This is a genomic window from Paenibacillus canaveralius (assembly GCF_047238265.1).
Lineage (GTDB): Bacteria > Bacillota > Bacilli > Paenibacillales > NBRC-103111 > Paenibacillus_F.
This window is the reverse complement of sequence record NZ_JBDFMM010000001.1, coordinates 3,438,688-3,461,427: the sequence shown is the minus strand read 5'-3', so window position 1 is coordinate 3,461,427 and position 22,740 is coordinate 3,438,688. Positions and strand designations below refer to the sequence as shown.

18 protein-coding genes and 1 pseudogene are annotated in these 22,740 nt (G+C 55.0%); 16 read left to right on the top strand and 3 right to left on the bottom strand.

Translation table 11 applies throughout. The annotated features are described in order from the left end of the window. The first annotated feature begins 115 nt into the window (after nt 1-115). Nucleotides 116-637 carry a DNA topology modulation protein gene (locus tag ABC395_RS15525; RefSeq protein ID WP_413004458.1) on the top strand — a complete coding sequence of 174 codons (522 nt, stop codon included), beginning with the start codon at nt 116-118 and terminating at the stop codon, nt 635-637. Nucleotides 638-758: 121 nt separating this feature from the next. Beyond that, nucleotides 759-998 (top strand): hypothetical protein, encoded by a 240-nt coding sequence (locus tag ABC395_RS15520; protein ID WP_413004457.1) that lies wholly within the window; start codon nt 759-761, stop codon nt 996-998. Between the two features lie 132 nt (nt 999-1,130). Here the strand turns inward: ABC395_RS15520 and ABC395_RS15515 are convergent, their stop codons facing one another. Further along, nucleotides 1,131-1,988 (bottom strand): helix-turn-helix transcriptional regulator, encoded by an 858-nt coding sequence (locus ABC395_RS15515; protein WP_413004455.1) that lies wholly within the window; start codon nt 1,986-1,988, stop codon nt 1,131-1,133. 127 nt (nt 1,989-2,115) lie between these two features. On the opposite strand from ABC395_RS15515, the gene fabF reads away from it, so the two are divergent. From fabF to ABC395_RS15470, 9 genes are all read left to right on the top strand, one after another. After that, a complete protein-coding gene (gene fabF, locus ABC395_RS15510; protein WP_413004453.1) occupies nt 2,116-3,354 on the top strand; it encodes a beta-ketoacyl-ACP synthase II in 1,239 nt (412 codons plus the stop codon). 420 nt (nt 3,355-3,774) lie between these two features. Continuing rightward, nucleotides 3,775-5,268 carry an FAD-binding oxidoreductase gene (locus tag ABC395_RS15505; protein ID WP_413004452.1) on the top strand — a complete coding sequence of 498 codons (1,494 nt, stop codon included), beginning with the start codon at nt 3,775-3,777 and terminating at the stop codon, nt 5,266-5,268. An 11-nt stretch (nt 5,269-5,279) separates the two neighbouring features. Continuing rightward, nucleotides 5,280-5,828, top strand: coding sequence for an MFS transporter (locus ABC395_RS15500; RefSeq protein ID WP_413004450.1), 549 nt, complete (start codon nt 5,280-5,282; stop codon nt 5,826-5,828). Between the two features lie 67 nt (nt 5,829-5,895). Next, entirely contained in the window at nt 5,896-6,219 is a 324-nt protein-coding gene (locus ABC395_RS15495) for a hypothetical protein (RefSeq protein WP_413004449.1), read from the top strand. A gap of 150 nt (nt 6,220-6,369) precedes the next feature. Beyond that, on the top strand, nt 6,370-6,756 hold the full coding sequence (locus ABC395_RS15490) for a bleomycin resistance protein (RefSeq protein WP_413004447.1): 387 nt from the start codon (nt 6,370-6,372) through the stop codon (nt 6,754-6,756). A 57-nt stretch (nt 6,757-6,813) separates the two neighbouring features. After that, nucleotides 6,814-7,071 (top strand): DUF4083 family protein, encoded by a 258-nt coding sequence (locus tag ABC395_RS15485; protein ID WP_413004446.1) that lies wholly within the window; start codon nt 6,814-6,816, stop codon nt 7,069-7,071. A gap of 162 nt (nt 7,072-7,233) precedes the next feature. Next, on the top strand, nt 7,234-7,617 hold the full coding sequence (locus ABC395_RS15480) for a (2Fe-2S) ferredoxin domain-containing protein (RefSeq protein WP_413004444.1): 384 nt from the start codon (nt 7,234-7,236) through the stop codon (nt 7,615-7,617). Between the two features lie 258 nt (nt 7,618-7,875). Then, a complete protein-coding gene (locus ABC395_RS15475; protein ID WP_413004443.1) occupies nt 7,876-9,018 on the top strand; it encodes a zinc-dependent alcohol dehydrogenase in 1,143 nt (380 codons plus the stop codon). Between the two features lie 207 nt (nt 9,019-9,225). Further along, entirely contained in the window at nt 9,226-9,945 is a 720-nt protein-coding gene (locus ABC395_RS15470) for an AAA family ATPase (RefSeq protein ID WP_413004441.1), read from the top strand. An 80-nt stretch (nt 9,946-10,025) separates the two neighbouring features. Here the strand turns inward: ABC395_RS15470 and ABC395_RS15465 are convergent, their stop codons facing one another. Continuing rightward, the gene (locus tag ABC395_RS15465; protein WP_413004439.1) at nt 10,026-11,285 is read right to left on the bottom strand and encodes a WD40/YVTN/BNR-like repeat-containing protein; all 1,260 of its coding nucleotides are present in this window, start codon (nt 11,283-11,285) and stop codon (nt 10,026-10,028) included. Nucleotides 11,286-11,539: 254 nt separating this feature from the next. On the opposite strand from ABC395_RS15465, the gene ABC395_RS15460 reads away from it, so the two are divergent. The 3 genes and pseudogenes from ABC395_RS15460 to ABC395_RS15450 all read left to right on the top strand — a co-directional run bounded on the left by ABC395_RS15460 (nt 11,540) and on the right by ABC395_RS15450 (nt 18,477). Continuing rightward, on the top strand, nt 11,540-13,984 hold the full coding sequence (locus ABC395_RS15460; RefSeq protein ID WP_413004437.1) for a heavy metal translocating P-type ATPase: 2,445 nt from the start codon (nt 11,540-11,542) through the stop codon (nt 13,982-13,984). A 307-nt stretch (nt 13,985-14,291) separates the two neighbouring features. Next, nucleotides 14,292-17,643 (top strand): annotated as a pseudogene (locus ABC395_RS15455) (SNF2 helicase associated domain-containing protein). A gap of 45 nt (nt 17,644-17,688) precedes the next feature. Then, nucleotides 17,689-18,477, top strand: a complete 789-nt coding sequence (locus ABC395_RS15450; protein ID WP_413004436.1) for a MerR family transcriptional regulator — start codon at nt 17,689-17,691, stop codon at nt 18,475-18,477. A gap of 223 nt (nt 18,478-18,700) precedes the next feature. On the opposite strand, the gene ABC395_RS15445 is transcribed toward ABC395_RS15450, so the two are convergent. Continuing rightward, nucleotides 18,701-19,303 (bottom strand): nitroreductase family protein, encoded by a 603-nt coding sequence (locus ABC395_RS15445; protein ID WP_413004434.1) that lies wholly within the window; start codon nt 19,301-19,303, stop codon nt 18,701-18,703. Nucleotides 19,304-19,620: 317 nt separating this feature from the next. Here ABC395_RS15445 and ABC395_RS15440 point away from each other — a divergent pair, with 317 nt between their 5' ends. After that, complete coding sequence (locus ABC395_RS15440) at nt 19,621-20,175, top strand: dihydrofolate reductase family protein (protein ID WP_413004432.1); 555 nt, start codon at nt 19,621-19,623, stop codon at nt 20,173-20,175. 284 nt (nt 20,176-20,459) lie between these two features. Next, on the top strand, nt 20,460-22,736 hold the full coding sequence (locus tag ABC395_RS15435) for an ATP-binding cassette domain-containing protein (protein WP_413004430.1): 2,277 nt from the start codon (nt 20,460-20,462) through the stop codon (nt 22,734-22,736). Nucleotides 22,737-22,740 lie beyond the last annotated feature (4 nt).

The following is a 22,740-nucleotide window of genomic DNA, read 5'->3' as shown; positions in this document are numbered from 1 at the left end:
GCAGGCCGGGAAGCAGATTGAGGTTGCGCCGTTTTGGCGAATCTGATAAGATTTTCCGGCTGTCTTTAAAAAGAGCGAAAACAACCGCCTGATGGGGGGAGAACAGGAGAACGGAATGAAACTATTGCTGATCGGTCCCGGAGGTTCGGGAAAATCGACTTTTGCCCGCGAACTCGGCGAGAAGCTGAAGCTGCCTCTTTATCATCTGGACGCCTATTATTGGAAGCCCGGTTGGGTGCCGACTCCCCAAGAAGAATGGGACGAATTTCTGGAGAAGCTGGTCGGGGAGCCCGCATGGATTATGGACGGAAATTACGGCCGGACGCTCGATATGCGCCTGAAGGCTGCGGATGCGGTCATTTTTTTTGACCTGCCGTCCTGGCTGACCGTTTACCGGGTCATCAAACGCCGGATCATGTACCACAACCGGACACGGCCGGATCTTAATGAAGGCTGTCCGGAACAGCTCGATTGGGAATTCGTCAAATGGGTGTGGAATTTCCGCCGGCACAAAAGACCGCAGCTCCTGAAAAAGCTGGAGAACTGCGGGGATAACGTCCGGGTCTTCATCGTGAAGAACGGAAAGGACAAGCTGACCATTTCGGAGGAACTCCTTTCTCTCCGTTCCCTCTTCTGAATGCACAGGCTGTTCTTTCGGTTGGAAATAGGGAGAGCCTCTGGCCTTTATCTTGCGGCTTTTGTTTGAGATTGGCGGGTTTGAGGTACTTAGGTATATCTACGGAAGGAAGGTGAGTCCCATGACGGAACCGAAAAAAACGAGCCATGAACTGGAACGCCAGACTCAGCAAAAAGGCAACCGAGACCATCCGGAGCAGTATCCGACCGAAAACGAAAGCCTTTTCGATCTTCATGAAAGCGAACAGCATGTCGATCCGATTCCGATGGAAGATTTAAATATGGAGCAGAAGGAAGAAAAGGACAAGAGCGCTACGAAGACCAATTCTTCCAGCCCGGACAAGTATCATTCGGGTTTCTGAAACAAGCTGCCGGAAATTTTTCAGGCAGTCCGGGACGCATACCAAAAGCCGGTGTCCGCTTCATGAAGCGGACACCGGCTTTTTCGGCGCGGTCTGTACATGCTCGGCAGGTGACTTTACCGCCCGAAACCGTCAGGGGCCTGCGGGCTGTCCGTTCCGGTCCATGAGCTGCCTCAGTTTCATCTCCGTGGACGTTTCCTGTGCAGGAGTATAAATGCTGCAGCGCAAATCCGTGCTGCCGTGTACCTGCAGGGACGTCAGTTCGAAGAGCATTTTTCCCGCCTTGGCATGGCGGAATTCGATGAGAACTTCCGGTGCGGAGCTCACCTTGCTTTGTTCCCAGAGGCGGTTGAACTCGGGATAAGTTCCCTTCATTTCGGCCAGGAATCCGTTGTACCACTCGTCTTCGAAATACTGGCCGTAATAGGCGCGGAAGATAGCGAGAAAGCCGCTGACGAAATCTTCCCAGTTTACCGCCAGCCGGCGGAATTCCTTGCGCGCAAACAAGAGGGAGATCATGTTGCGCTCCCCTGGCGGTATCTTCTCGAAATCGAGAAAAACGCGCGTGGCCGCTTCGTTCCAGCCGACAATCGTACACCGGCGGTCGGAGATGATGGTCGGGCAGTTTTTCAGCTCCTGCAATATTTTCTGCAGGGAGGGGGGAATTTGCGGCGGCTCTTCATGGAGCAGCCGGATGCCTGAGCTGGTTTCCAGCGCCAGGGAAGTGAGATACTTCCGCTCATCGACCGTAAGCTGCAGAGCGGAAGCGATATTTTCCAATACGGATGCCGACACTTTGATATCCCGCCCCTGCTCCAGCCACGTGTACCAGGTGGTACTGACCCCGGCGAGCTGAGCCACCTCCTCTCTGCGCAGGCCGGGAGTTCTTCTCCTCGTACCGGCGGGCAGCCCCATGTTTTGCGGAAGCAGTTTGGACCGCTGGCTTTTCAGAAAAGCCGACAGAGCCTCCAGTCGTTCGTCCTTGTTCATTCGCACATCTCCTTAGTACCTTATCCTAGTAGTAATTATACTAGAATAAACTACAACTTGTAATAGGATACATACGATGACAAGATGAGGATAGAAGTCATGGACAGTCTATGGAGGAGGATATACGATGGAACGAGTCGTTATTACGGGAATGGGCATTATTTCGCCGCTGGGCAACGGGGTGGACCCGTTTTGGAAGAGTCTGGTGCAGGGGGAATCGGGAATTTCCCGGATCGATACCTTCGACGTCACCCTTTACAAATCGAAAATTGCCGGACTCGTGCGCGTTTTTGACGGAGAAGCTTTGTTCGGCCGCAAGGAAGCGAGAAAAATGGACCGCTTCTGCCAGTTCGCTCTGGCCGCCGCCGATCAGGCCCTGCAAGACGCGGAGCTGGATCTGGACCGGACGGACCGCGAACGCGTCGGGGTGTACGTCGGCTCCGGAATCGGCGGAATCGGCACCCTGGCCGAGCAGAACCGGGTGCTGCTGGAGCGGGGGCCGGGGCGTGTCAGCCCCACGCTCGTGCCGATGATGATCGCGAACATGGCGGCGGCCATGATCTCGATCCGGCATCAGGCGCTCGGGCCGACGATGTCACCGGTCACGGCCTGCTCCATCGGCAACACCGCCATCGGCGAAGCGTTCCGCACGATCCGTACGGGCGATGCGGACGTCATCATCGCAGGGGGCTCGGAAGCGGCGATCGGCGAAATTTCGCTGTCGAGCTTCGGCAACGCCACGGCGGTTTCCACGCGCAACGAGGAACCCGCCAAAGCGAGCCGTCCGTTCGATGCGGGAAGAGACGGCTTCGTAATGGCCGAAGGCGCCGGTATCCTCATTCTGGAGTCGCTCAGCCACGCGCGGAGCCGGAATGCCCGCATCTACGCGGAAGTGATCGGATACGGCGCGAGCTCCGACGCCTATCACATGGTGGCGACTCATCCCGAGGGAAGAGGGGCGCGGCAGGCCATGAAGTCGGCTCTGGCGAGCGCGGGAATCGCTCCGGGCGAGGTGGACGTCATCAGCGCCCATGCGACGAGTACGGAAGTAGGGGACAAGTCTGAGACGACCGCGATCAAAAGTCTCTTCGGAGAAGACGCCTATCGCATACCCGTCACAGCCAACAAATCGATGACAGGCCATATGCTCGGAGCGGCGGGCGGTGCGGAAGCGATCGCGCTTGTCAAAACTTTGCAGGAAGGTATCATTCCTCCCACGATCAATCTGGAGCATAGCGACCCGGACTGCGATCTGGATTATGTTCCCGGTACGGCGAGAAAAGCGGAGCTTGAAATCGGCCTCTCGAACTCGTTCGGATTCGGCGGGCACAATGCGGTCATCGTGCTGCGCAAATACAGAGAATAGCTGAGAAGGGTTTTGACATGATGGACATGCTCCTAACAGCGTTTCAAAACAATCCGCGGTTTGCAAGAATATCTCCGTCACCCGCATAGTCGCCTCACCGATGGTCACATCGCTTGACTGGAGAAAAGACCGAATGGCTGCATCCCCGACCGATGTCCGGCAAGAGAGTACAAGCCCGCTCACGTAACATAAGAGTCAAGAAAAAAAGGAAAAATCCGGTATTTAGAGACAGCTCGAACGAGCTGTCTTTTTTAACTTATAAAAAGTTAAAATCTTACATAGTCTTACATAAAAGGAAAAGGAAAAAGAAGGAAGACTGTCGAATACATGGCTAAGGAACAACAGACGTGAAGGCTGGAGGGGATTGAGCCGGAGGAGAACAAGACCAGTAACGAAGATGTCAAAAGCGGCTTTCCGGATATGCGGGCTTCGTCGAAGGTTCCGGCATTCCCGGGCAAACGAGCTGTCGGCGGCTCGGCGTTCAGAGCGGCGGCTCTTGCCCTGCTGGCTGTCCTCTGCATTCTGGCATATATCGGAACCGATACGCCGGATCAGGACCCTTATCTCATTACGGACTACAGCCGTCTGCATCCGGTTAAGGTGGAGCGTGTCGCGGAAGGCCGTGAGGAGAAGCAGCTAGTCAAGCTGCTGGAGGAAGCCAGGGCGAATAAGCTGAGCGTAGCCATAGCGGGACAGCGTCACAGCCAGGGGGGCCACACGTATTACAAGGACGGAATCGTGTTGGACATGACGCGATATAACCGTGTCCTTTCCTTCGATCCCGGGGCCCGCACCATCCGGGTCCAGGCCGGGGCGACCTGGAAAGACGTGCAGGATTTCGTCCATCCTTACGGACTGGCCGTCAAAACGATGCAGTCCCAAAATATGTTTACCGTCGGCGGCTCCGTGTCCATTAATGCCCACGGCCGGGATCTCCGCAGCGGCTCTATGATCAGCAGCGTCGAGTCGTTCCGGCTCCTGACCGCGGACGGCGTTATCCAAGAAGTCAGCCGCACGGAAAACGCGGATTTGTTTCCTTACGTGCTCGGCGGATACGGCTTGTTCGGCGTGATCCTGGATGTCACGCTGACTCTGGCGGAAGATGAAGTATACCGGATGACCACAGAAGCGACCCGGGTGGAGGAGTTTAGCGCCTATTTCAAGGAACGGGTAAAAGGCAGCCCCGACGTCCGCATGAGCATCGCGCGTATTTCGGCAGCGCCGGAACATTTCCTGACGGAGATGTATGCGACTCTGTACACGGCCGATCCTTCGCTGAATCCGGCTGATTATAACCGGCTTCAAACGAGGGAATACGGGGTTTTGCCGAGCAAGGTCCTGTTTCACTTGAACCGGAGCTCGGAGTGGGGCAAAAATTTGTTCTGGTCGCTGCAAAAGAACTATTTTTCCTACCGCCAGAACGAGATTATCTCCCGGAACAACGCGATGCGTTCGGAGTCCCTTTTTATGGAATACCGGGAGGCGGGGAAAAACGATCTGCTTCAGGAATATTTTATGCCGGTGGACGAATTCGCGAATTTTGTGAACCGCTTGCGGGGCGTGCTGCTTGAAGAGGACCTCAATCTGCTCAACATTACGGTCCGCTATGTGAACCGCGATGAAGAAGCCGTGCTGTCTTATGCGCGGGATGATATGCTGGCTCTGGTATGCCTGTTTAACGCGTCACTGTCGGAAGAAGCGCAGACGCGGTTTAAAGCGGGCATCCGGCGGATTATCGACGAGGTGATCCGGAGCGGAGGGACTTATTACTTGCCTTATGCCGCCTATCCGAGCGTGGAACAATTCCGGGCGGTTTACCCGCGGTATGAGCAATTTTTCCGCAAAAAAGAAGAGGTGGACCCCGGTCATCTGTTTATGAACGAATTTTATGAAACGTACAGAGGGGATAAATAGATGAATATCGGGTGGCTTATCCGCTTCCAAAGCATAATCACGCTGGCATCCGGGATGATTTATCCGTATTACCTGCTTTTCCTGAAAAACCTGGAAACAGCTATTCCAAGTACGGGCTTGCGTTCGCGGTATTTACCGTCAGCTCCGCGGCGGTTTCCCGTTATCTGGGACCGCGGCTGGACCGCTCCGGCAGGGAGATTCTGGCCTTCAGCTCGCTGGGGATGATGGCGGCCATGCTGGCTTTTCCCTGGATCGGCTCCTACGCGTGGGTGCTCGCGGTGCAGGCGTGGATGGGCGTATGCAGCGCCATGCAGAGGATGAGCGAGAGACTCCTGCTCGCCGATTACACGGACCGCGGAGCAAGAGGACCCGCTCTGGGGACCTATCATTTCTGGACGTCGGTCTCTTCCGGATTTGCGGTTATGGCCGGAGGTTATCTCATCGATTGGCTCACGATCGACGTCCTGTTTTATTTGAGCGCGTTCTTGTATGCGGCAAGCGCCTGGATGGTCTGGCGGCTTCGCGGCGGGACGTCCCGTAAAAGGGCGGCGGCCGAATAGTTGTAACGGCCGCCAATAAACCATATACTGGAAGGAGCTTGTGGATGTATGGCAGGGAGCGAGTCCGATGAAGAAGGAAACGTATTTTAACCTCAGCTGTCTGCTGTCGCTGCTTTCCTGCTATACGGAATATAAAAAGTTTGAATACTTTGTTTTGTGTGGAGATCTGAATGCGACCGGAGCGGATAATATGGCCGGAGCAGCGATTGCGATGATCGTTTATCCCTTGTTTGCCGCTGTGATTTACGGGATTTTGCATGTTGTTTTTTATGCACTCTCGCTGCTTAAATACAGGGACGTTCCGGTAGAGCCGGGCGCTGTCCTGTTCCGGAAAGATTCGCGGCTCTTGAACGGAGTCCGTCTCTTCGGATGGGGCTGCTGCTTTACATGAATACGCATCCCGACAGATTCGGCTTATACACCTGGTGGATGTATCTGGTTTCTAATCTCGTTGGATTGAATTTATTGGTGTGGATCGTGGGAATCATCCGGGAAAGACGCACAGACAGGCATCTGCGCTCACTATAATAAGGAGAAGAAGATGAAGAAATATATTCAGCATCAGGCACCGGTACTGCCCGTTAAAGATGTACTGAAGGCGCTTGAATTTTACCGCGACGTGCTTAAGTTTGACCTGGCCTGGGTTCTGGAGGATACATACGGATCGGTCTACAATGGGAATATCGAGGTTCATTTTACGAAAACGGACAAGGTGGAAGCCCAGACGCTCTATTTTTTTGTCCGGAACGCGGATCAAGTCTATCAATTTTTGAAAACGCAGCAGGTGGATTTCATAGAGGAGATCCAATCCAAGTCTTGGGGAATGAGAGAGTTCGTGATCCGGGATTTGGACGGACACCGCCTCCGTATCGGGCACGGGGAGCGGAACAAACACGAGATCGAGGTGCTGTCCAGAGAGATCGGCTGAAAGAGGACAGAGACCGCAAGACAGGACCGATTTAACGAAACGGGGTCGCTTTAAATTATGGATACGATTGGATTCATTTCCTGGGCCAGCATCGTTTATCTGCTCGTTATCATCGGAATCATCGCCATTTTTATTACCAGCTTATCGATGTTTATCCGGACGAGAACTAACCGTAAACTGTTTACACTGTCCAAGCTGCAGAGAATCGAGGACAAGCTGGATCGTTTGCTGGATATGCAGGCGCAGCAGACACAGAACAACAACCCGGATCAGGGGCGTTCGTGCACAGGGCCCGAGGATGAGCGGAAATACTGAGTCGGGACAAGAAAAACGGGAGGCCGTCTTCTCATTGGAGAAGGCGGTTTTTTTAACGGATCTGTTGACAGATCCCGGAAATCTGTGTACGATACGATTTATCGTAATAGTTACGAATAATCGATCATTTTTCATACCTAACTGTAAAAAAAGGAGACCGTGATGACAACTTGGAATCTGAACGGCATGAAGCATCATCTCTTCTTCTGTAACGGAGGCAGCTGCACCAAAAAAGGGGCGGAAGACGTTGTCGAGGCGATGCGCGATGAAATCAAGCGGCATGAAGCCGACGTCCGCATTCATACGACCCGGACGCGCTGTCAGGGCCGATGTGAGGATGCGTGTGTTATTACCGTGTACCCGGAGGGGGTATGGTACAAAGAAGTGACCCCGGAAACGGGCAGGCGTATCGTCCGTGAGCATCTGATCGGCGGCAGCCCGGTGGAAGAACATATCAGCTATACATATGAAGGCGAACTCGTATCCAGACCGGCCGCGAAAGAAGGACAAAGCAAAACGAAACGGAAAGAAGCGCAGACGAAATAGCCGCTGGGAAAGCCTCGCCAAGTGAAGGCAGCAGTGTACAAAGTAACAAGCGAAGGAAGGCGGACAAAGTTCTTATAAGGAACGTCCGCCGCGCAGTCGTCCCGATTGCCGGGGCGAAATGCCGCCGCTCTCCTTTGTCCGGCAACGGAAAGACCGGTTCTGCTTGGCGGAATCCGGTTTTTTTCGGTTATTTTGGGGAAGAATCGGGCTTACGGGGTAAAAAAGAAAGGTAACTCTTAACCCGAAAGGAGCCAATCCATGAAAGCCGTAACTTACCAAGGGAAGAAAGACGTCAAAGTCAAAGAGGTCAAGGACCCTGTTCTCGAAAAAAAGGACGATATTCTGGTCCGGATTACGACTACCGCCATTTGCGGTTCCGATATTCACCTGGTGAACGGGATGGTTCCGGGGATGCCTGAAGGCTACGTCATCGGGCATGAGCCGATGGGGATTGTAGAGGAAGTCGGTCCGGAAGTGACCCGAGTAAAAAAGGGCGACCGCGTCATAATTCCGTTTAACGTTTCCTGCGGGGAATGCTTCTTTTGTAAAAACCAAATGGAAAGCCAATGCGACAACTCCAATGATAATCCCGCCAAAGATACGGGCGCCTATCTGGGCTATTCGGAAACCTACGGGGGGTATCCCGGGGGCCAGGCCGAGCTGCTGCGCGTCCCTTACGGCAATTTCATGCCGTTCGTCGTTCCCGAAGATGCGGAGATGGAGGACGAGCAGATCTTGTTCCTGTCGGACATTTTGCCGACCGCTTATTGGGCGGTGGAAAATTCGGGAGTCAAAAAAGGCGACACCGTCATTATTCTTGGAAGCGGTCCCGTCGGTTTGCTGGCCCAGAAAATCGCCTGGCAGAAGGGCGCCAAGCGTGTAATTGCCGTCGACCACGTCGATTACCGGCTGCAGCATGCCAGACAGATCAACAAGGTCGAGGCTTACAATTTTAAAGAAAAAGACGATATCGAAAACTATCTGTTCGATTTGACGAGCGGCGGCGCCGACGTGGTCATTGACTGCGTGGGAATGGACGGCGAGAAATCCGTCGTGGAGAAGGTAGAGACGGCCCTTAAGCTTCAAGGAGGAACGCTGGGACCGGTCCAGACCGCAACGAAGGTCGTCCGCAAAAACGGCACGATCCAGCTGATCGGCGTTTACGGGTTGACATACAACATGTTCCCGCTGGGCGATTTGTTTTCCCGGAATATCACGCTGAAGATGGGACAGGCTCCCGTCATCCATTATATGCCCGAGCTTTACCGCCAGCTTAAGACCGGCGAGCTCGACACGACGGACATTATCACCCATCGGCTGCCTTTAACGGACGCGGAGCACGGTTACGATGTTTTCATGAACAAGCTGGAAGACTGCATCAAAGTCGTCCTGAAGCCGTAACCGCCGTTCATAAATTCCGTTGAGAAAAAGAAGAAGAGCTGTGATTTCATGACGGAATCACGGCTCTTTCTTTTTTTGCCGGGTAAAACGGAAGGGAATCGCGCGCCGGAAGGAGAAGTAGTCCTTTGGCTAAGAAGCGGCGGACGAGCAGCGCGCATGTTTCTCTACACCGTTTCAATTTCATCCTTAAAGGAGCGGGGCGCATCGATGTACCTGCACGAAGTGATCAAACGGAACGACAAGATCCGGAATCCGCACGAGTATCCGTTTCATATTCCCGCGATCGACAAGCTTGACCGGCTGAAATTCCATAAAAACGTCACGTTTTTCGTCGGCGAGAACGGCTCCGGCAAATCGACCCTGCTGGAAGCGATCGCTTACCAATGCGGGTTCAATACGGCCGGAGGCGGCCGGAACAATTTGTATAAGCTGGATTCGTCGGACGCTAAGCTGGGAGACTATTTGCGCTTGTCCTGGATGCCGAAGATGAATCAGGGCTTTTTTCTGCGGGCGGAGTCGTTCTACAATTTCGCCAGTCATATCGACGAGCTGGCACGGGAAGACCTCAGGGCGTACGATGCTTACGGCGGCAGGTCGCTCCATGAGCAGTCCCACGGCGAGTCTTTCTTGTCCTTATTCAAAAACCGTTTCGGGAGAAGGGGAATTTATCTCCTCGATGAGCCGGAGGCCGCGTTATCTCCCGCCCGCCAGCTCGCTTTTCTGAGCATCATCCATGAGCTGGCCAAGACGTCGCAGCTTATCATTGCGACGCATTCTCCCATTCTGCTGGGCTACCCCCAAGCGGATATTTACAATTTCAACGATTCGCCGGTCCGCCTTATCTCCTATGAGGAAACCGACCATTACCGGATTACCCGCCGATTTCTGGAAAATCGTTCGTTCTATCTCCAGGAACTGCTGGATTGACTCCCAAAAAAGCAACCCGTCCTAAAGGAAGGATTGCTTTTTTTGGTGCCGGCAGCAAAGCGGCAGGCTATGGGGGAAGGCTACAACAGCGTCCAATGCTTGCCCGCATCGGACGTCTTGAGCAGCTTCGACTTCTTGCCGTCCTCCGAGCCGAGCAGCAGCCAGCCTGTCTGAGGGCTTGCAAACCCAAGCCGGATCACGTTCGGGTCGGCCTTGAGCGTATCCGTCAAAACCGGATCGGCAGGAACCGGATTCCAGCTCACGCCTCCATCGGCAGTCGCATGGAGAACTTTATTCTTGAATCCCCAGCCGTGAAGGCTGTCCGCGAAAGCCAGATTGTTCTGCATACCGGTCTGTTTATACGTCCAAGTTTCCCCTCCGTCTTCCGTTATATATGCGTCGCGGCTGTCCGTGCTGCCGTTCAGTACCTGTACCGGAATCCAGCCTTTGCGGGGGTCATCTTTGAAGAATACGGGTGCTCCGTCCAGTGTAACCGATGAACCGTTCAGCTCCTGCGGAACTTTCATGGGGACGCTGTTCCACGTTTTCCCTCCGTCCCGCGTGCGGTATAAGACGGGCTTTTCTTCATTGCCCGCGAGGGCGATCCAGCCGTTTCCGGTGTCCCTAAAGGTCATGCCGGAGGCATGACCGGACAAGGGGAGCGCTCCCGGCGCGGGTTTGTCCATGGAAACACTCGTCAGCGGTTTCCAGTCTTTGCCGCCGTTCTCCGTGCCGTACAACGTTTTCTCCGATTTGCCCATCGCCGCGTCGGAGGAAGTAAGCATCCAGCCGTGAAGGGGATCGGCAAAGGAGAGGCCGGCGGCATTAGTCGGCTTATCCAGCGTGCCCCGGGTCCAGCTCCTTCCGCCGTCAGCCGTATAAGCGGTAAGAGTCTTCCGGCCGTCATCCGCAGCCGCCGTCCACCCGTGCAGCGCGTCGAGGAAGTAGAGGGAACCGCCCGCCAGAGGCGCTCCGCTTTTGACCGTGTCGTCCCAGGGTTGCAGGAAGGTCCAGTTCCGCCCGCCGTCATCCGTGCGGTAGAGCCGCAGGGAGCCGTTCGTTTCCCCCCAGGCGAACCCCGCCGTCTCCGAGATTAGCTGAAAATCGGCCAGCCGGGTCTGGATCTGAGCGGGTTTAGCCGCCGGGACAGGCGTCGCCCCGTCCGGAGAGGCCGTTCCGGGAGCGGGGGCCGGGCTCGCGGCGGCGGATGCCGCTGCTCCTCCGGTTCCCGCGGGGGCCCCCGCCGTCTCCGTGCCGCCAGGGCTGCAGGCGGTAAGGGAGACCGCCGTGAGAAGCGCGAGCAGGGCGGTTTTTTTGACGGTAATATTCGTCGTCTTCATTACGATCACTCCGTTTCGATACAGACTGTTCGACATGTTGTTGTCTGGTTCTTCCGATGTCTTCAAGTATTCTTACCCTTCCGCCCTTCTTAAGGAGCACATTCTGGAGGATTGTTACTTTATTGAAATAATTAAAGTACAGCTCTTGCAAAATATAGGGTAGGGGGGTATACTATAATTAACCGAATGAAGGAGAGGTATTTTTCTCATCTTATAAAACAAGCGGATACTGAGGCGGAAAGAGGTGTTTCGAAATGACGGCACATGTGAAAGCGGCCGGTGAAGAGGCGGCGAAACAGGCCAACATGCAGATAGCGGGTATGACCTGCGCGGCTTGCGCCAACCGGATCGAGAAAGGGCTGAGCAAAATCGAAGGCGTGCAGGCGGCTAATGTAAACTTCGCATTGGAACGCGCGACGGTCACTTACGATCCTTCCCGGGTAAATACGAATCAACTGGAAGAAAAAATCAGCAAGCTGGGCTACAGCACCGTGAAAGAAGCCGTAGACTTTCAACTCGAAGGCATGACGTGCGCGGCCTGCGCCAACCGGATCGAGAAAGGGCTCGGCAAAATGCCGGGCGTCACGTCAGCGACCGTCAACTTTGCGCTGGAAACGGCTCATGTCGAATATCAGTCTGGAGAGGTTACTCCCGGCGATATGCAACGCAAAGTGGAGAAGCTCGGCTACAAAGCGCTTCTCAAGCAGGAGCAGGGGGACCCGGCGGTACACAGGCAGGAGGAGCTTAAGCGGCACAAGCGCAAGCTGATTCTTTCGGCGATTTTGTCCCTGCCGCTGCTCTGGTCGATGGTCAGTCACTTCACCTTCATGTCATGGGTCTGGCTGCCCGACTTGTTTATGAACCCGTGGTTCCAGCTGGCCCTTGCCACTCCGGTACAGTTTTATATCGGGCGCCAGTTCTATACGGGAGCTTATAAAGCTCTGCGCAACAAAAGCGCCAACATGGATGTGCTGGTGTCGCTCGGAACTTCCGCGGCTTATTTCTACAGTCTCTATCTGACCGTGGAATGGGCAAGGCACGGCGGAAACGTTCACCACGGGCCGGAAATGTATTACGAAACGAGTGCGGTCCTGATTACGCTCGTTCTTCTCGGTAAGCTTTTCGAGTCGCTGGCTAAAGGCCGCACCTCGGAAGCGATCAAATCGCTGATGGGGCTTCAGGCCAAAACGGCGCTCGTGATCCGGGACGGAAAAGAAGCGGCGGTACCGGTCGAAGAAGTGATCGCGGGCGATATCGTGCTGGTCAAACCCGGCGAGAAAATACCGGTGGACGGGGAAGTGCTGGAAGGCAGCTCTTCGGTGGATGAGTCAATGCTGACCGGCGAGAGTCTGCCTGTCGGCAAAAAAGCTGGTGATCCGGTCATTGGGGCGACGCTCAACAAAAACGGCAGCCTGAGAATCCGGGCGACCAAAGTCGGCAAGGATACCGCCCTGGCCCAGATTATTAAAGTGGTCGAGGAAGCTCAAGGTTCCAAAGCGCCTATCCAGCGCGTGGCTGACGTTATATCCGGCATTTTCGTACCGATCGTCGTCGGTATCGCTCTTGCGGCGTTTGTAGTCTGGTATTTCTGGGTGACGCCGGGTGATTTTGCGGGAGCATTGGAAAAAGCGATCGCGATCCTCGTCATAGCCTGCCCATGCGCGCTAGGATTGGCGACACCGACGTCGATTATGGCGGGGTCCGGACGTGCGGCGGAGCTCGGCATTCTTTTCAAAGGCGGAGAGCATCTGGAATCCACGCATAGAATCGACGCCATCATTCTGGACAAAACGGGAACCGTGACGAAAGGCAAGCCGGAGCTTACCGACGTGTTGACCGCTTCGATGGATGAGAAACGGTTCCTGGAGCTGCTGGGCGCCGCGGAAAAAAATTCGGAGCACCCTCTGGCGGAAGCGATTGTAAGCGGCATTGCGGCGAGGGGCGTGCAGGTACCGGCTTCGTCCGAGTTTGAAGCCATTCCCGGCTTCGGCATCCGTGCCGTCGTGGACGGAGTGGAAGTTCTGGCGGGAACGCGCAAGCTGATGAGCCGCTACGAGGTGGACGCCGGGCACGCGGACGAAACGATGGCGCGGCTGGAGCAGGAAGGCAAAACGGCGATGCTCGTGGCGGTTAACCGCAGCTACGGCGGACTCGTGGCGGTCGCCGATACGGTCAAAGAAACGTCGAAAGAAGCCGTTGCCCGCCTGAAGGCAATGGGCATCGAAGTTATCATGATCACCGGCGACAACGAGCGGACCGCCCAGGCGATTGCCCGTCAAGTCGGGATCGAGCAGGTAAGGGCCGAGGTGCTTCCCGAAGGCAAGGCCGAGGAAGTGAAGAAGCTTCAGGCCCTGGGCAAGAAGGTGGCAATGGTCGGCGACGGCATCAACGACGCTCCGGCGCTGGCGCAGGCCGATATCGGCATGGCGATCGGCACCGGTACGGATGTCGCCATGGAGGCGGCGGACGTCACCCTGATGCGCGGCGATCTCAACTCGATTCCCGACGCGATCTATATGAGCCGCAGAACGATGGGCAACATCCGCCAGAACCTGTTCTGGGCGCTCGGCTACAACACGCTCGGCATTCCGGTCGCCGCGCTCGGCCTGCTCGCCCCGTGGATCGCCGGCGCCGCCATGGCGCTCAGCTCGGTGTCCGTCGTGCTGAACGCGCTGAGACTGCAGCGGGTCAAGCTGTAAGTCTCTCGCGGCAGCCGGCCCGGCCCGTCCGGCCGCAAAACAGTCCGCGTGAACGGCGAGTGCCGCCCACCCTCAGTTCCGTACACTGCGTTAAGCACCCGGCGAGCGGTACTCAGCGTCGTATGATGGCGGTCAATGGCTTGCACGGGAGCCGCGGCAATCTTGTAAAGAGCCTTTCCGAAGCGTATGAAGCTTCGGGAAGGCTATTTCTTTTCTTTCCCGCTCTTTCTGGTATCATAAGAGGACGCGACGTCCGAACCGGGACGGACAAAAATAGAGAGGTTTTTTTGCCGGAAAGGAGTGCCGGATGAGTTCTGCATTGACACGCAAAGCGGTCCAGCTGTTATGCGGCCGGACCGCTTACGATAAAGGAGAGGCGCTGAACCGCTCCGGAAAAGTTGTTTTTACCTACCATGACCCCGTTTTGCAATGTGTGGAAGCGGCCGTGGACGACCGCGAGAGCTACGTTGTCAAAGTGACCGTACAGTCCGGCGGCGGCATCGACGCGGAATGTACATGCCCGTCGCTTCCTTCTTTCAGACAGCCCTGCAAGCATACGGCGGCCGTGCTGCTCAAGCTGCTTGATTCCAGCCGGAATGACAAGGACTTTCCCGGAGCGGCTCTGCTTGCCCGTTCCTCCGAAAGCCCGGCTGACAGCGTGGCCGCTTCCAAGGGATCGGCTGAGTCTGCCGAGGAGGGGGAAGTGTCCCCCTATGACACCGAACTGACGAGCAGCATGCTGGGACTGTTCGGGGGGAGCCGGCGGCCGGGGAGTACCCGGTTCACGCGGGATGAACGGGACATGCTGGAGCTGGAAATCGTGATCCGGCCCATCACCTACGGATTCCGTAAAGTCATGTTCGCCGCCGAACTGAAAACCGGACCGAAACGGCTATATATCGTACAAAAAATAAGAGATTTCATGGAACGGCTCGACCGCAGGGAAGCTTACGAATTTTCCAGGGTGTTCACGTATGAACCGGATCTCCACGGTTTCCGGCAGGAGCACGATCAGATTTTGCGGCAGCTGATCAAGATTTATCAGAACGAAAACTTGTACAGAGAGACCGGCTATTCGCCCGGCTCTTCCGCGAAGGCGCTGCCGGGAGGGGAGCGGATGCTGCCCATTCCGCCGTTTTCGTGGACATCCCTGCTGCCGCTGCTGACTCAAGCGCCGGGGGTCAAGCTGGAGCTTGCGGAAGGCGTTTACGACGGCATCCGGATGTCGGAAGAGCCGCTTCCGCTCTCGTTTGACTTTGACCGCTCGGAAACGGGCGGCTACCGGATGGACGTAGAGGGGCTGGACCGCATCACGGTTATGGAAGCATACGGAATCGTCCTGTACGAAGGCGAGCTGATGAAGCTGCCCGATCACCACGGCAAACGGCTTGCCGAGCTGAAGCGGCTCATGGAGACGGCTCACCGGAACCGGCTTACCATTACGCCCGGCCAGATGGAGCCGTTCATGGAGAAAGTAGTCCCCGGACTGATGAAGCTCGGACAGGTCAGGATCGCCCCCTCCGTGTCGGACCGGATTTACCAGACACCGCTTAAGGCCAAGCTGTACCTGGACCGGGTCAGGGACCGGCTGCTGGCGGGTCTGGAATTCCACTACGGCAATGTGGTGCTGAACCCGCTGGAGGAAGCCGGCCTGCAGCGGGGAACCGACTATATTGTGATGCGGGACACCGAGAAAGAAGAAACGATCATCCGCCTCATGGAACAAAACTCGTTTGCCAAAACGGAAGGCGGTTATTTCTGGGACGACGAGGAAGCGGAATATGATTTCCTCTATCATACCGTTCCCCTGCTGGAGCGGATGCTGGATATTTATGCGACCTCGGCCGTAAAAGAAAGGCTGTACACCGGCTTTCCGCCCCAAATCACGGTGGAAGTGGACGAGCGTACGGACTGGCTTGAGTTCAAATTCGAGCTGCTCGGTCTGCCGGAAGCGGAAATCCGGGATCTGATCCGGTCCATGCAGATAAAGCGAAAGTATCACCGGCTGCCGGGCGGCTCCCTTGTGCCGCTGGAAAGCGCCGAGTTCCGGGAAATTATCGCGCTGATGAACGAAGCCGGAGCCGGAAAAGGCGATATGACGGATACGGGCTTCCGTCTGCCGGTTACCCGCGGCATGCACTTGTCCGACACGCGGGAAAGAGGAAGTCTCCGTTAAACTCGGCAAGTCGTTCCGGCGTCTGCTGGAAAATATGCGGAATCCGGACAACCTGGATTTCCCGGTGCCGGAGCGGCTTTCCCCCATACTGAGGGATTACCAGAAATTCGGTTACCAATGGATGAAAACGCTGGCCCATTACCGTTTCGGCGGAATTCTGGCGGACGATATGGGACTCGGCAAAACGATTCAGAGCATTGCCTTTCTCGTGTCCGTTCTGCCGGATATCCGTAAAAAGAAGCTGCCCGCTCTGATCGTTTCCCCGGCCTCCCTTGTGTACAACTGGCTTCACGAGCTGGAAAAATTCGCGCCGGAAATCCGCGTCGTTATCGCCGACGGGACCAAGACGCAGCGAAGCCGCGCACTGCGCAAAGGAACGAGGGCGGATGTTATTCTAACGTCCTACCCGCTGCTGAGGAGGGACACGGATCTTTACGGAAAAGAATCGTTCCATACACTCATCCTTGACGAGGCGCAGATGTTCAAAAACTACACGACGCAGACTGCCCATGCCGTTAAACAAATCCGGGCGGCTTACCGCTTCGCCCTAACCGGCACGCCGGTAGAAAACAAGCTCGAAGAGCTGTGGTCGATCTTCGACGCGGTCTTTCCGGGGCTTTTCCCGGCCCGTCAGGCGTTTAACGAGCTTTCCCGGGAAGCGGTAGCGCGGAGATCCAGGCCGTTTCTGCTGCGGAGGCTGAAAACCGACGTGCTCAAGGAACTGCCGGACAAAATCGAAACCGTGCAGGCATCGGAGCTTCTGCCGGAACAGAAGAAGCTGTATACCGCTTTTCTGGCGAAGCTCCGGCAGGAAGCGCTCAAGCATCTTCACGAAGAAAGCTTCCAGCAGAACCGCATCCGCATCCTGGCCGGCTTGACCCGGCTCCGCCAGATTTGCTGCCATCCCGCATTGTTCGTCGACGGCTACGAGGGAAGCTCGGCCAAGTTCGAGCAGCTGCTGGAGATTGTCGAAGAATGCCGCAGCGCAGGCAAGCGGATGCTGATTTTCTCCCAGTTCACCGAAATGCTCGGTCTTATTTCCCGCGAGCTCGGCTATGAAGGAGTGCCGCATTTTTACCTGGACGGCAAAACGAAGGGCAGCGAGCGGGTCGAGCTATGCAGCCGTTTTAACGAAGGGGAGAAAGAAGTGTTCCTCATCTCGCTGAAAGCGGGAGGGACCGGACTTAATCTGACGGGAGCGGATACGGTCATCTTGTACGATTTGTGGTGGAATCCGGCTGTCGAACAGCAGGCTGCGGACCGTGCCTACCGGATGGGCCAGAAGAAAGTGGTGCAGGTGATCCGCCTGGTCAGCCAAGGCACAGTCGAGGAGAAAATGTTCCAGCTTCAGCAGAGAAAGCGCACGCTTATCGAGGAAGTGATCCGTCCGGGGGAAGAATCGGTGTCCACGATGACGGAACAGGAAATCCGCGATATTCTGATGCTGGATGAGAAGATGGAAATAGGTGAAAACCAGGATTGACCCTCACGTAACGGGATAGTGTAAAGTTCATAATGGGGTGATGTTGTGGCGTATAAGGTAAAGGAAGTGGCGGATCTGGTGGGCGTGAGCGTACGCACGCTTCATCATTACGACGAAATCGGCCTGCTTGTACCCGACTCGGTTAACGCCGCCGGTTACCGGCTGTATACGGATCGGAATTTGGAAAGACTCCAGCAAATTTTGTTTTTTAAAGAAATAGGCTTTGCGCTGCAGGAGATCAAGATCATGCTGGAGAGTCCCGATTTTGACCGTAAACGTGCGTTAATCGGACACAAGGAACTGCTTCTCCGCAAGAAAAAGCGGCTGGAAGACATCATCGATACGGTGGACAGGACGATCGCTTCTGTCGAGGGAGGTATTCCGATGAGAAAAGAACAATTATTCGAAAGCTTCGACCGGACTCCGCTGGAAGAGCATAAACAAAAGTTTGCTGCCGAAGCGCGCGAAAAGTATGGAAATCAAACAGTGGAAGCCGTCGAGAAACGCACGGGTTCCTATACCAAAGAACAGTGGGCGGATATTATGGGGCAGTCCGGACGGATTTATGCCAAAGCGGCCGCCGCAATGGAAGAGGGCCCGTCAAGTCCTATGGCGCAGGAAGCGGCGGCGGAACTCCGGGAGTGGATTACCGGCCATTTTTACGAGTGCACGCCGGAAATTTTCAGGGGGCTCGGCGACCTGTATGTCACAGACGAACGGTTTACGGCCAACATTGACCGGCACGGGACCGGACTTGCCGCTTTCCTGAAAGACGCGATGCATATTTACTGCGACCGTCTGGAGGCAGCGGGAGAGGACCCGGCAAAGCGATAAAACCCAAAAAGATCCGGAGCCGTAAAGGCTCCGGATCTTTTTGCCAGTGTTGGTATTCTTGATTGACTGCCGTCATGTGGCGCCCAGTAACGTGTACTAGGAACTCTTCGCGGTGCGGGATGCGCATGTATTGGAACCCGGAAACGGGCAAGTTCTCCCGCGTGTTTCAGCCCGTAAAATCGGTCGCAGGACCGTTGGGCTTTCCTCCGGCTGGATACGCCCGTTACTCGGCCGCGGCCGCGGAGCCTTCCGTGATCCAGACGGTTTTGTCCTGTACGGGGCTGCGTTTGCCGGCTTGCGGCGCAATTTGCGGGTAGCCGACATAGACGAGGGCGACCATCTCGTCATTCTCCTGCAAGCCGAAAGCCGCTTTCATCCGGGGATGATACATCGGGTCCCCGGACCGCCAGATGGAGGCAAGCCCCAGCCCGTGCGCGGCGAGCAGCATGTTCTGCACCGCCGAGTGGGCTGCGGCGAATTCCTCCATCCGGTTAACGGCCGGATCTTCGGAGGGAGAGACCGCGACGCCGATGATGACGGGAGCGCGGTAGGCTTTGCTCCCCTGCTTGGCACGCAGCTCTTCCAGCGCCTCGCCGGAAGCGTCCGAGCTTTCGGCCGCGATATCGGCGTAAGCTTCGGCGAGGACGCCGCGCCCGTCGCCCGTCATGACGAAGAAGCGCCAAGGCTCCGTGCACCGGTGGCTCGGGGCCCAGTTGGCCGCTTCAAGCAGCTCCTCGATGATTTCGCGGGGAACCGGTTCGTCTTTCATTCTTCCGACGGATCTCCGCCCGCTGATTGCTTCGGTCAGCTTCATATCTGTAGGCATGACTGCACCTTCCTTTTCCATTGATAAAAGTTCTCAATGATTCAAGCATAGGCGGGGAGGGCATAGATGTCAACCGCGGATTACTGGGGCCTCCTGTCCGGCGGGCCGATGCTTCGGGGGCATAGTCGGGCTGCTGATGCTGACCTCAAGCCGAGGGACGCGTAGGTTCCGTCCCCCCATGGCGGCGGCGTGGATCTCTTCGGGAATGCTCTTTTCCTACAACCTACTTTCCGCTATTCACCCCGAATTAATATGACACAAGGTGACATATTTAAGGTCTAAAATGGGTGGTAGATCACTGAAAGGAATGATAAATCATGAAACGAAAAATAATTTTAGATTTAGCGGTTACTTTAGATGGTTTTATTGAAGGGAGAAATGGGGAAGTCGATTGGTGCATTATGGACTCTGAGATGGGGTTTATTAATTTCCTGAATCAAATTGATACAATTTTATATGGAAGAAAAAGCTATGATTTATGGGGACAATTTACTCCGGAAATTGAACATACGGATTTTGAAAAAGAATTTTGGGAATTGGTTCACAGTAAAGAGAAATATGTGTTTTCCAGGACGCGAAAGGGGACGGATAATAAAGCAATATTTATAAATGATCGTATTCTTGAAGAAGTAAATGAATTAAAGAATAAGCCTGGCAAAGACATCTGGCTCTATGGTGGAGCAAGTCTGATTACAACTTTTATCAATTTAGGACTCCTTGACGAATTTAGATTATCTGTTCACCCTGTTGTTTTGGGAGAAGGAAAACCGCTGTTTGTGGATATAAAACAGAGGTTGAATTTAAAATTGGTTCATACGAGAACGTTCTCCTCAGGTGTTGTACAACTCATTTATCATTTTAACGAAAACTAATCATATTGCACATTCTAATCATAAAATCAATCGTTTTATATTAAAAGCGGCAAGTCTAAGACTTTATTCACTGGTCTTCGACCGCCGCTTTATTCTTTATCGGGTTCAGTCAAACCTTATTTTCGCAGCGTTTGCTCTGGCTTGTCCAGCACCATCGTTAGCCCTCCAGGTGTCAAACAAACTTTATTCGCACGGAAAGCATTCGTCCAATCATGACAATAGGTGTCATGATTCTGCAGTTATACTGTGAAAATCTTAGTGAATAGAGATCCGAGGTGAAGTCTATGAATGTCAATGATATTGTAATCAAAGGAGCACGCGAGAATAATCTAAAAAACGTGAATATCCGCATCCCGAAGCGAAAAATTACGATCTTCACCGGTGTCTCGGGCTCGGGAAAATCTTCCCTGGTCTTCGATACTATCAGCGCCGAAGCTCGGCGACAGCTTAACGAGACGTTTTCCGCATTCATCCGCAATCGGCTTCCCAGGGTTAGTCAACCGGATGTCGATCTCATCGAGAACTTGTCTACGGCGGTTGTGATCGATCAGAAAAGGCTTGGCGGCAACTCCCGTTCGACGGTCGGCACGATCACTGATATTTATGCGATGCTCCGGCTGCTGTTCTCCAGAATCGGTAAACCTTTGGCTGTAAATTCACATGTTTTCTCGTTTAATGACCCGGCCGGTATGTGCCCGGAATGCTCCGGAGTCGGACAGGTGGTGCAGTTTGATGTGGATAAGCTGCTCGACAGGTCCAAGTCGCTGAATGAAGGTGCAATCCTATTCCCCGTATTTAAAGTGGGAAGCTGGTACTTGAATACGTATACCCATTCCGGCTTGTTTGACAACGACAAGCGGCTTGCCGACTATACGCCGGCAGAATGGGATACTCTACTCCACGGCAAAGAAAGCAAGATCGTATACCGCACCAAAGGCGGCGATATCGAATCGGATTATGAAGGTCTGCTGCCCAAGCTCACACGACTGTATGTAAAGCGGGACAGCAGCGAGATGTCAGATGCCAAGCGCGAAACCCTTGACCGCTTTCTTTCCTATAACGAGTGTAACCATTGCGGGGGAAGCCGGCTTAATCAAGCGGCATTAGGCTGCCGGATTAACGGCTACAACATTGCAGAGTGCGCGGCTATGGAGATTGGCGAGCTAATCCGTATGATTGAAGCCATTCGGAATCCCGTTGCCGGTCCGATGATTGACGGTATTCTCACACGGTTGAACCATCTGGTCTCTATTGGGCTGGAGTATCTGAGTCTCGACCGCCAAACCGTAACCTTGTCGGGCGGGGAGTCGCAGCGCATCAAGATGGTCCAGCATCTGAGCAGCAGTCTTACCGATATGATCTACATTTTCGATGAACCGAGCGTCGGACTGCATCCGCGGGATGTCCATAGGCTGAACGGCATGCTGTGCCAGCTCCGGGACAAAGGGAATACCGTACTTGTCGTCGAACATGACCGCGAAGTCATGGAGATCGCCGATTACATCATCGATGTCGGACCTCATGCGGGAACCCGCGGCGGAGAAATCGTCTACGAAGGCGACTTTGCGGGCTTGCTCCGCGCGGATACCTTGACAGGACGGTACTTGAAGCAAAGTCTGCCCTTGAAAACTTCAACCAGGGTGCCCAAGGGTCGGATGACCGTAGCCGGCGCCAGCCTGCACAATCTGAAAAATGTGACAGTCGATATACCCCTCGGTGTGCTGACCGTGGTAACTGGAGTAGCCGGCTCAGGCAAAAGTACGCTGATCAACGGAGCATTCCTGCCGTCGCATCCGGAAGCGATTGTCATTGATCAGACGGGCGTTGGCACGTCCATCCGCTCCAATCCGGCTACCTACACGGGGATGATGGACGCGATCCGCCGGCTGTTCGCGGCAGCCAATAAGGTAAGCGCTTCCCTGTTCAGTTTCAACTCCAAGGGAGCCTGTTCCAACTGTCAGGGTCTCGGGATGATCTACACGGATTTGGCCTTTCTCGAGCCTGTAAGGACGATATGTGAAATATGCGCGGGCAAGCGGTTTAGCGATGAAGTGCTGCAGTATAAACTGTACGGAAAATCCATCAGCGACGTCCTCGCTATGACGGTACGGGAAGCTTCGGTGTTCTTCAGCGGGAAGGAACTGCTCCGTCAAATGCAGACGCTTGAGGATGTGGGACTCGGATACGTAACGCTGGGCCAGCCTCTGAGCACCTTGTCGGGCGGAGAATGCCAACGGATCAAACTGGCGGGGGAACTTCACAAGGAAGGAAGGCTATATGTCATGGACGAGCCGACAACCGGGCTGCATATGTCCGATATCTCCCGTCTGATGGACATTATAAACCGCTTGGTCGACGGGGGCAACACGGTGGTTGTCATCGAACACAACCTGGATGTGATCAGGAGCGCGGATTGGATCATTGACATGGGTCCCGAGGGCGGCCAACGAGGTGGCCGAATTGTATTCGAAGGCACCCCTGCCCAGCTTGCTGCTGCCGAGCATTCGATAACGGGGGCGTATTTGCGTAAGGCGGAAACCGGACCTAGTCATTCCACGTGAATTT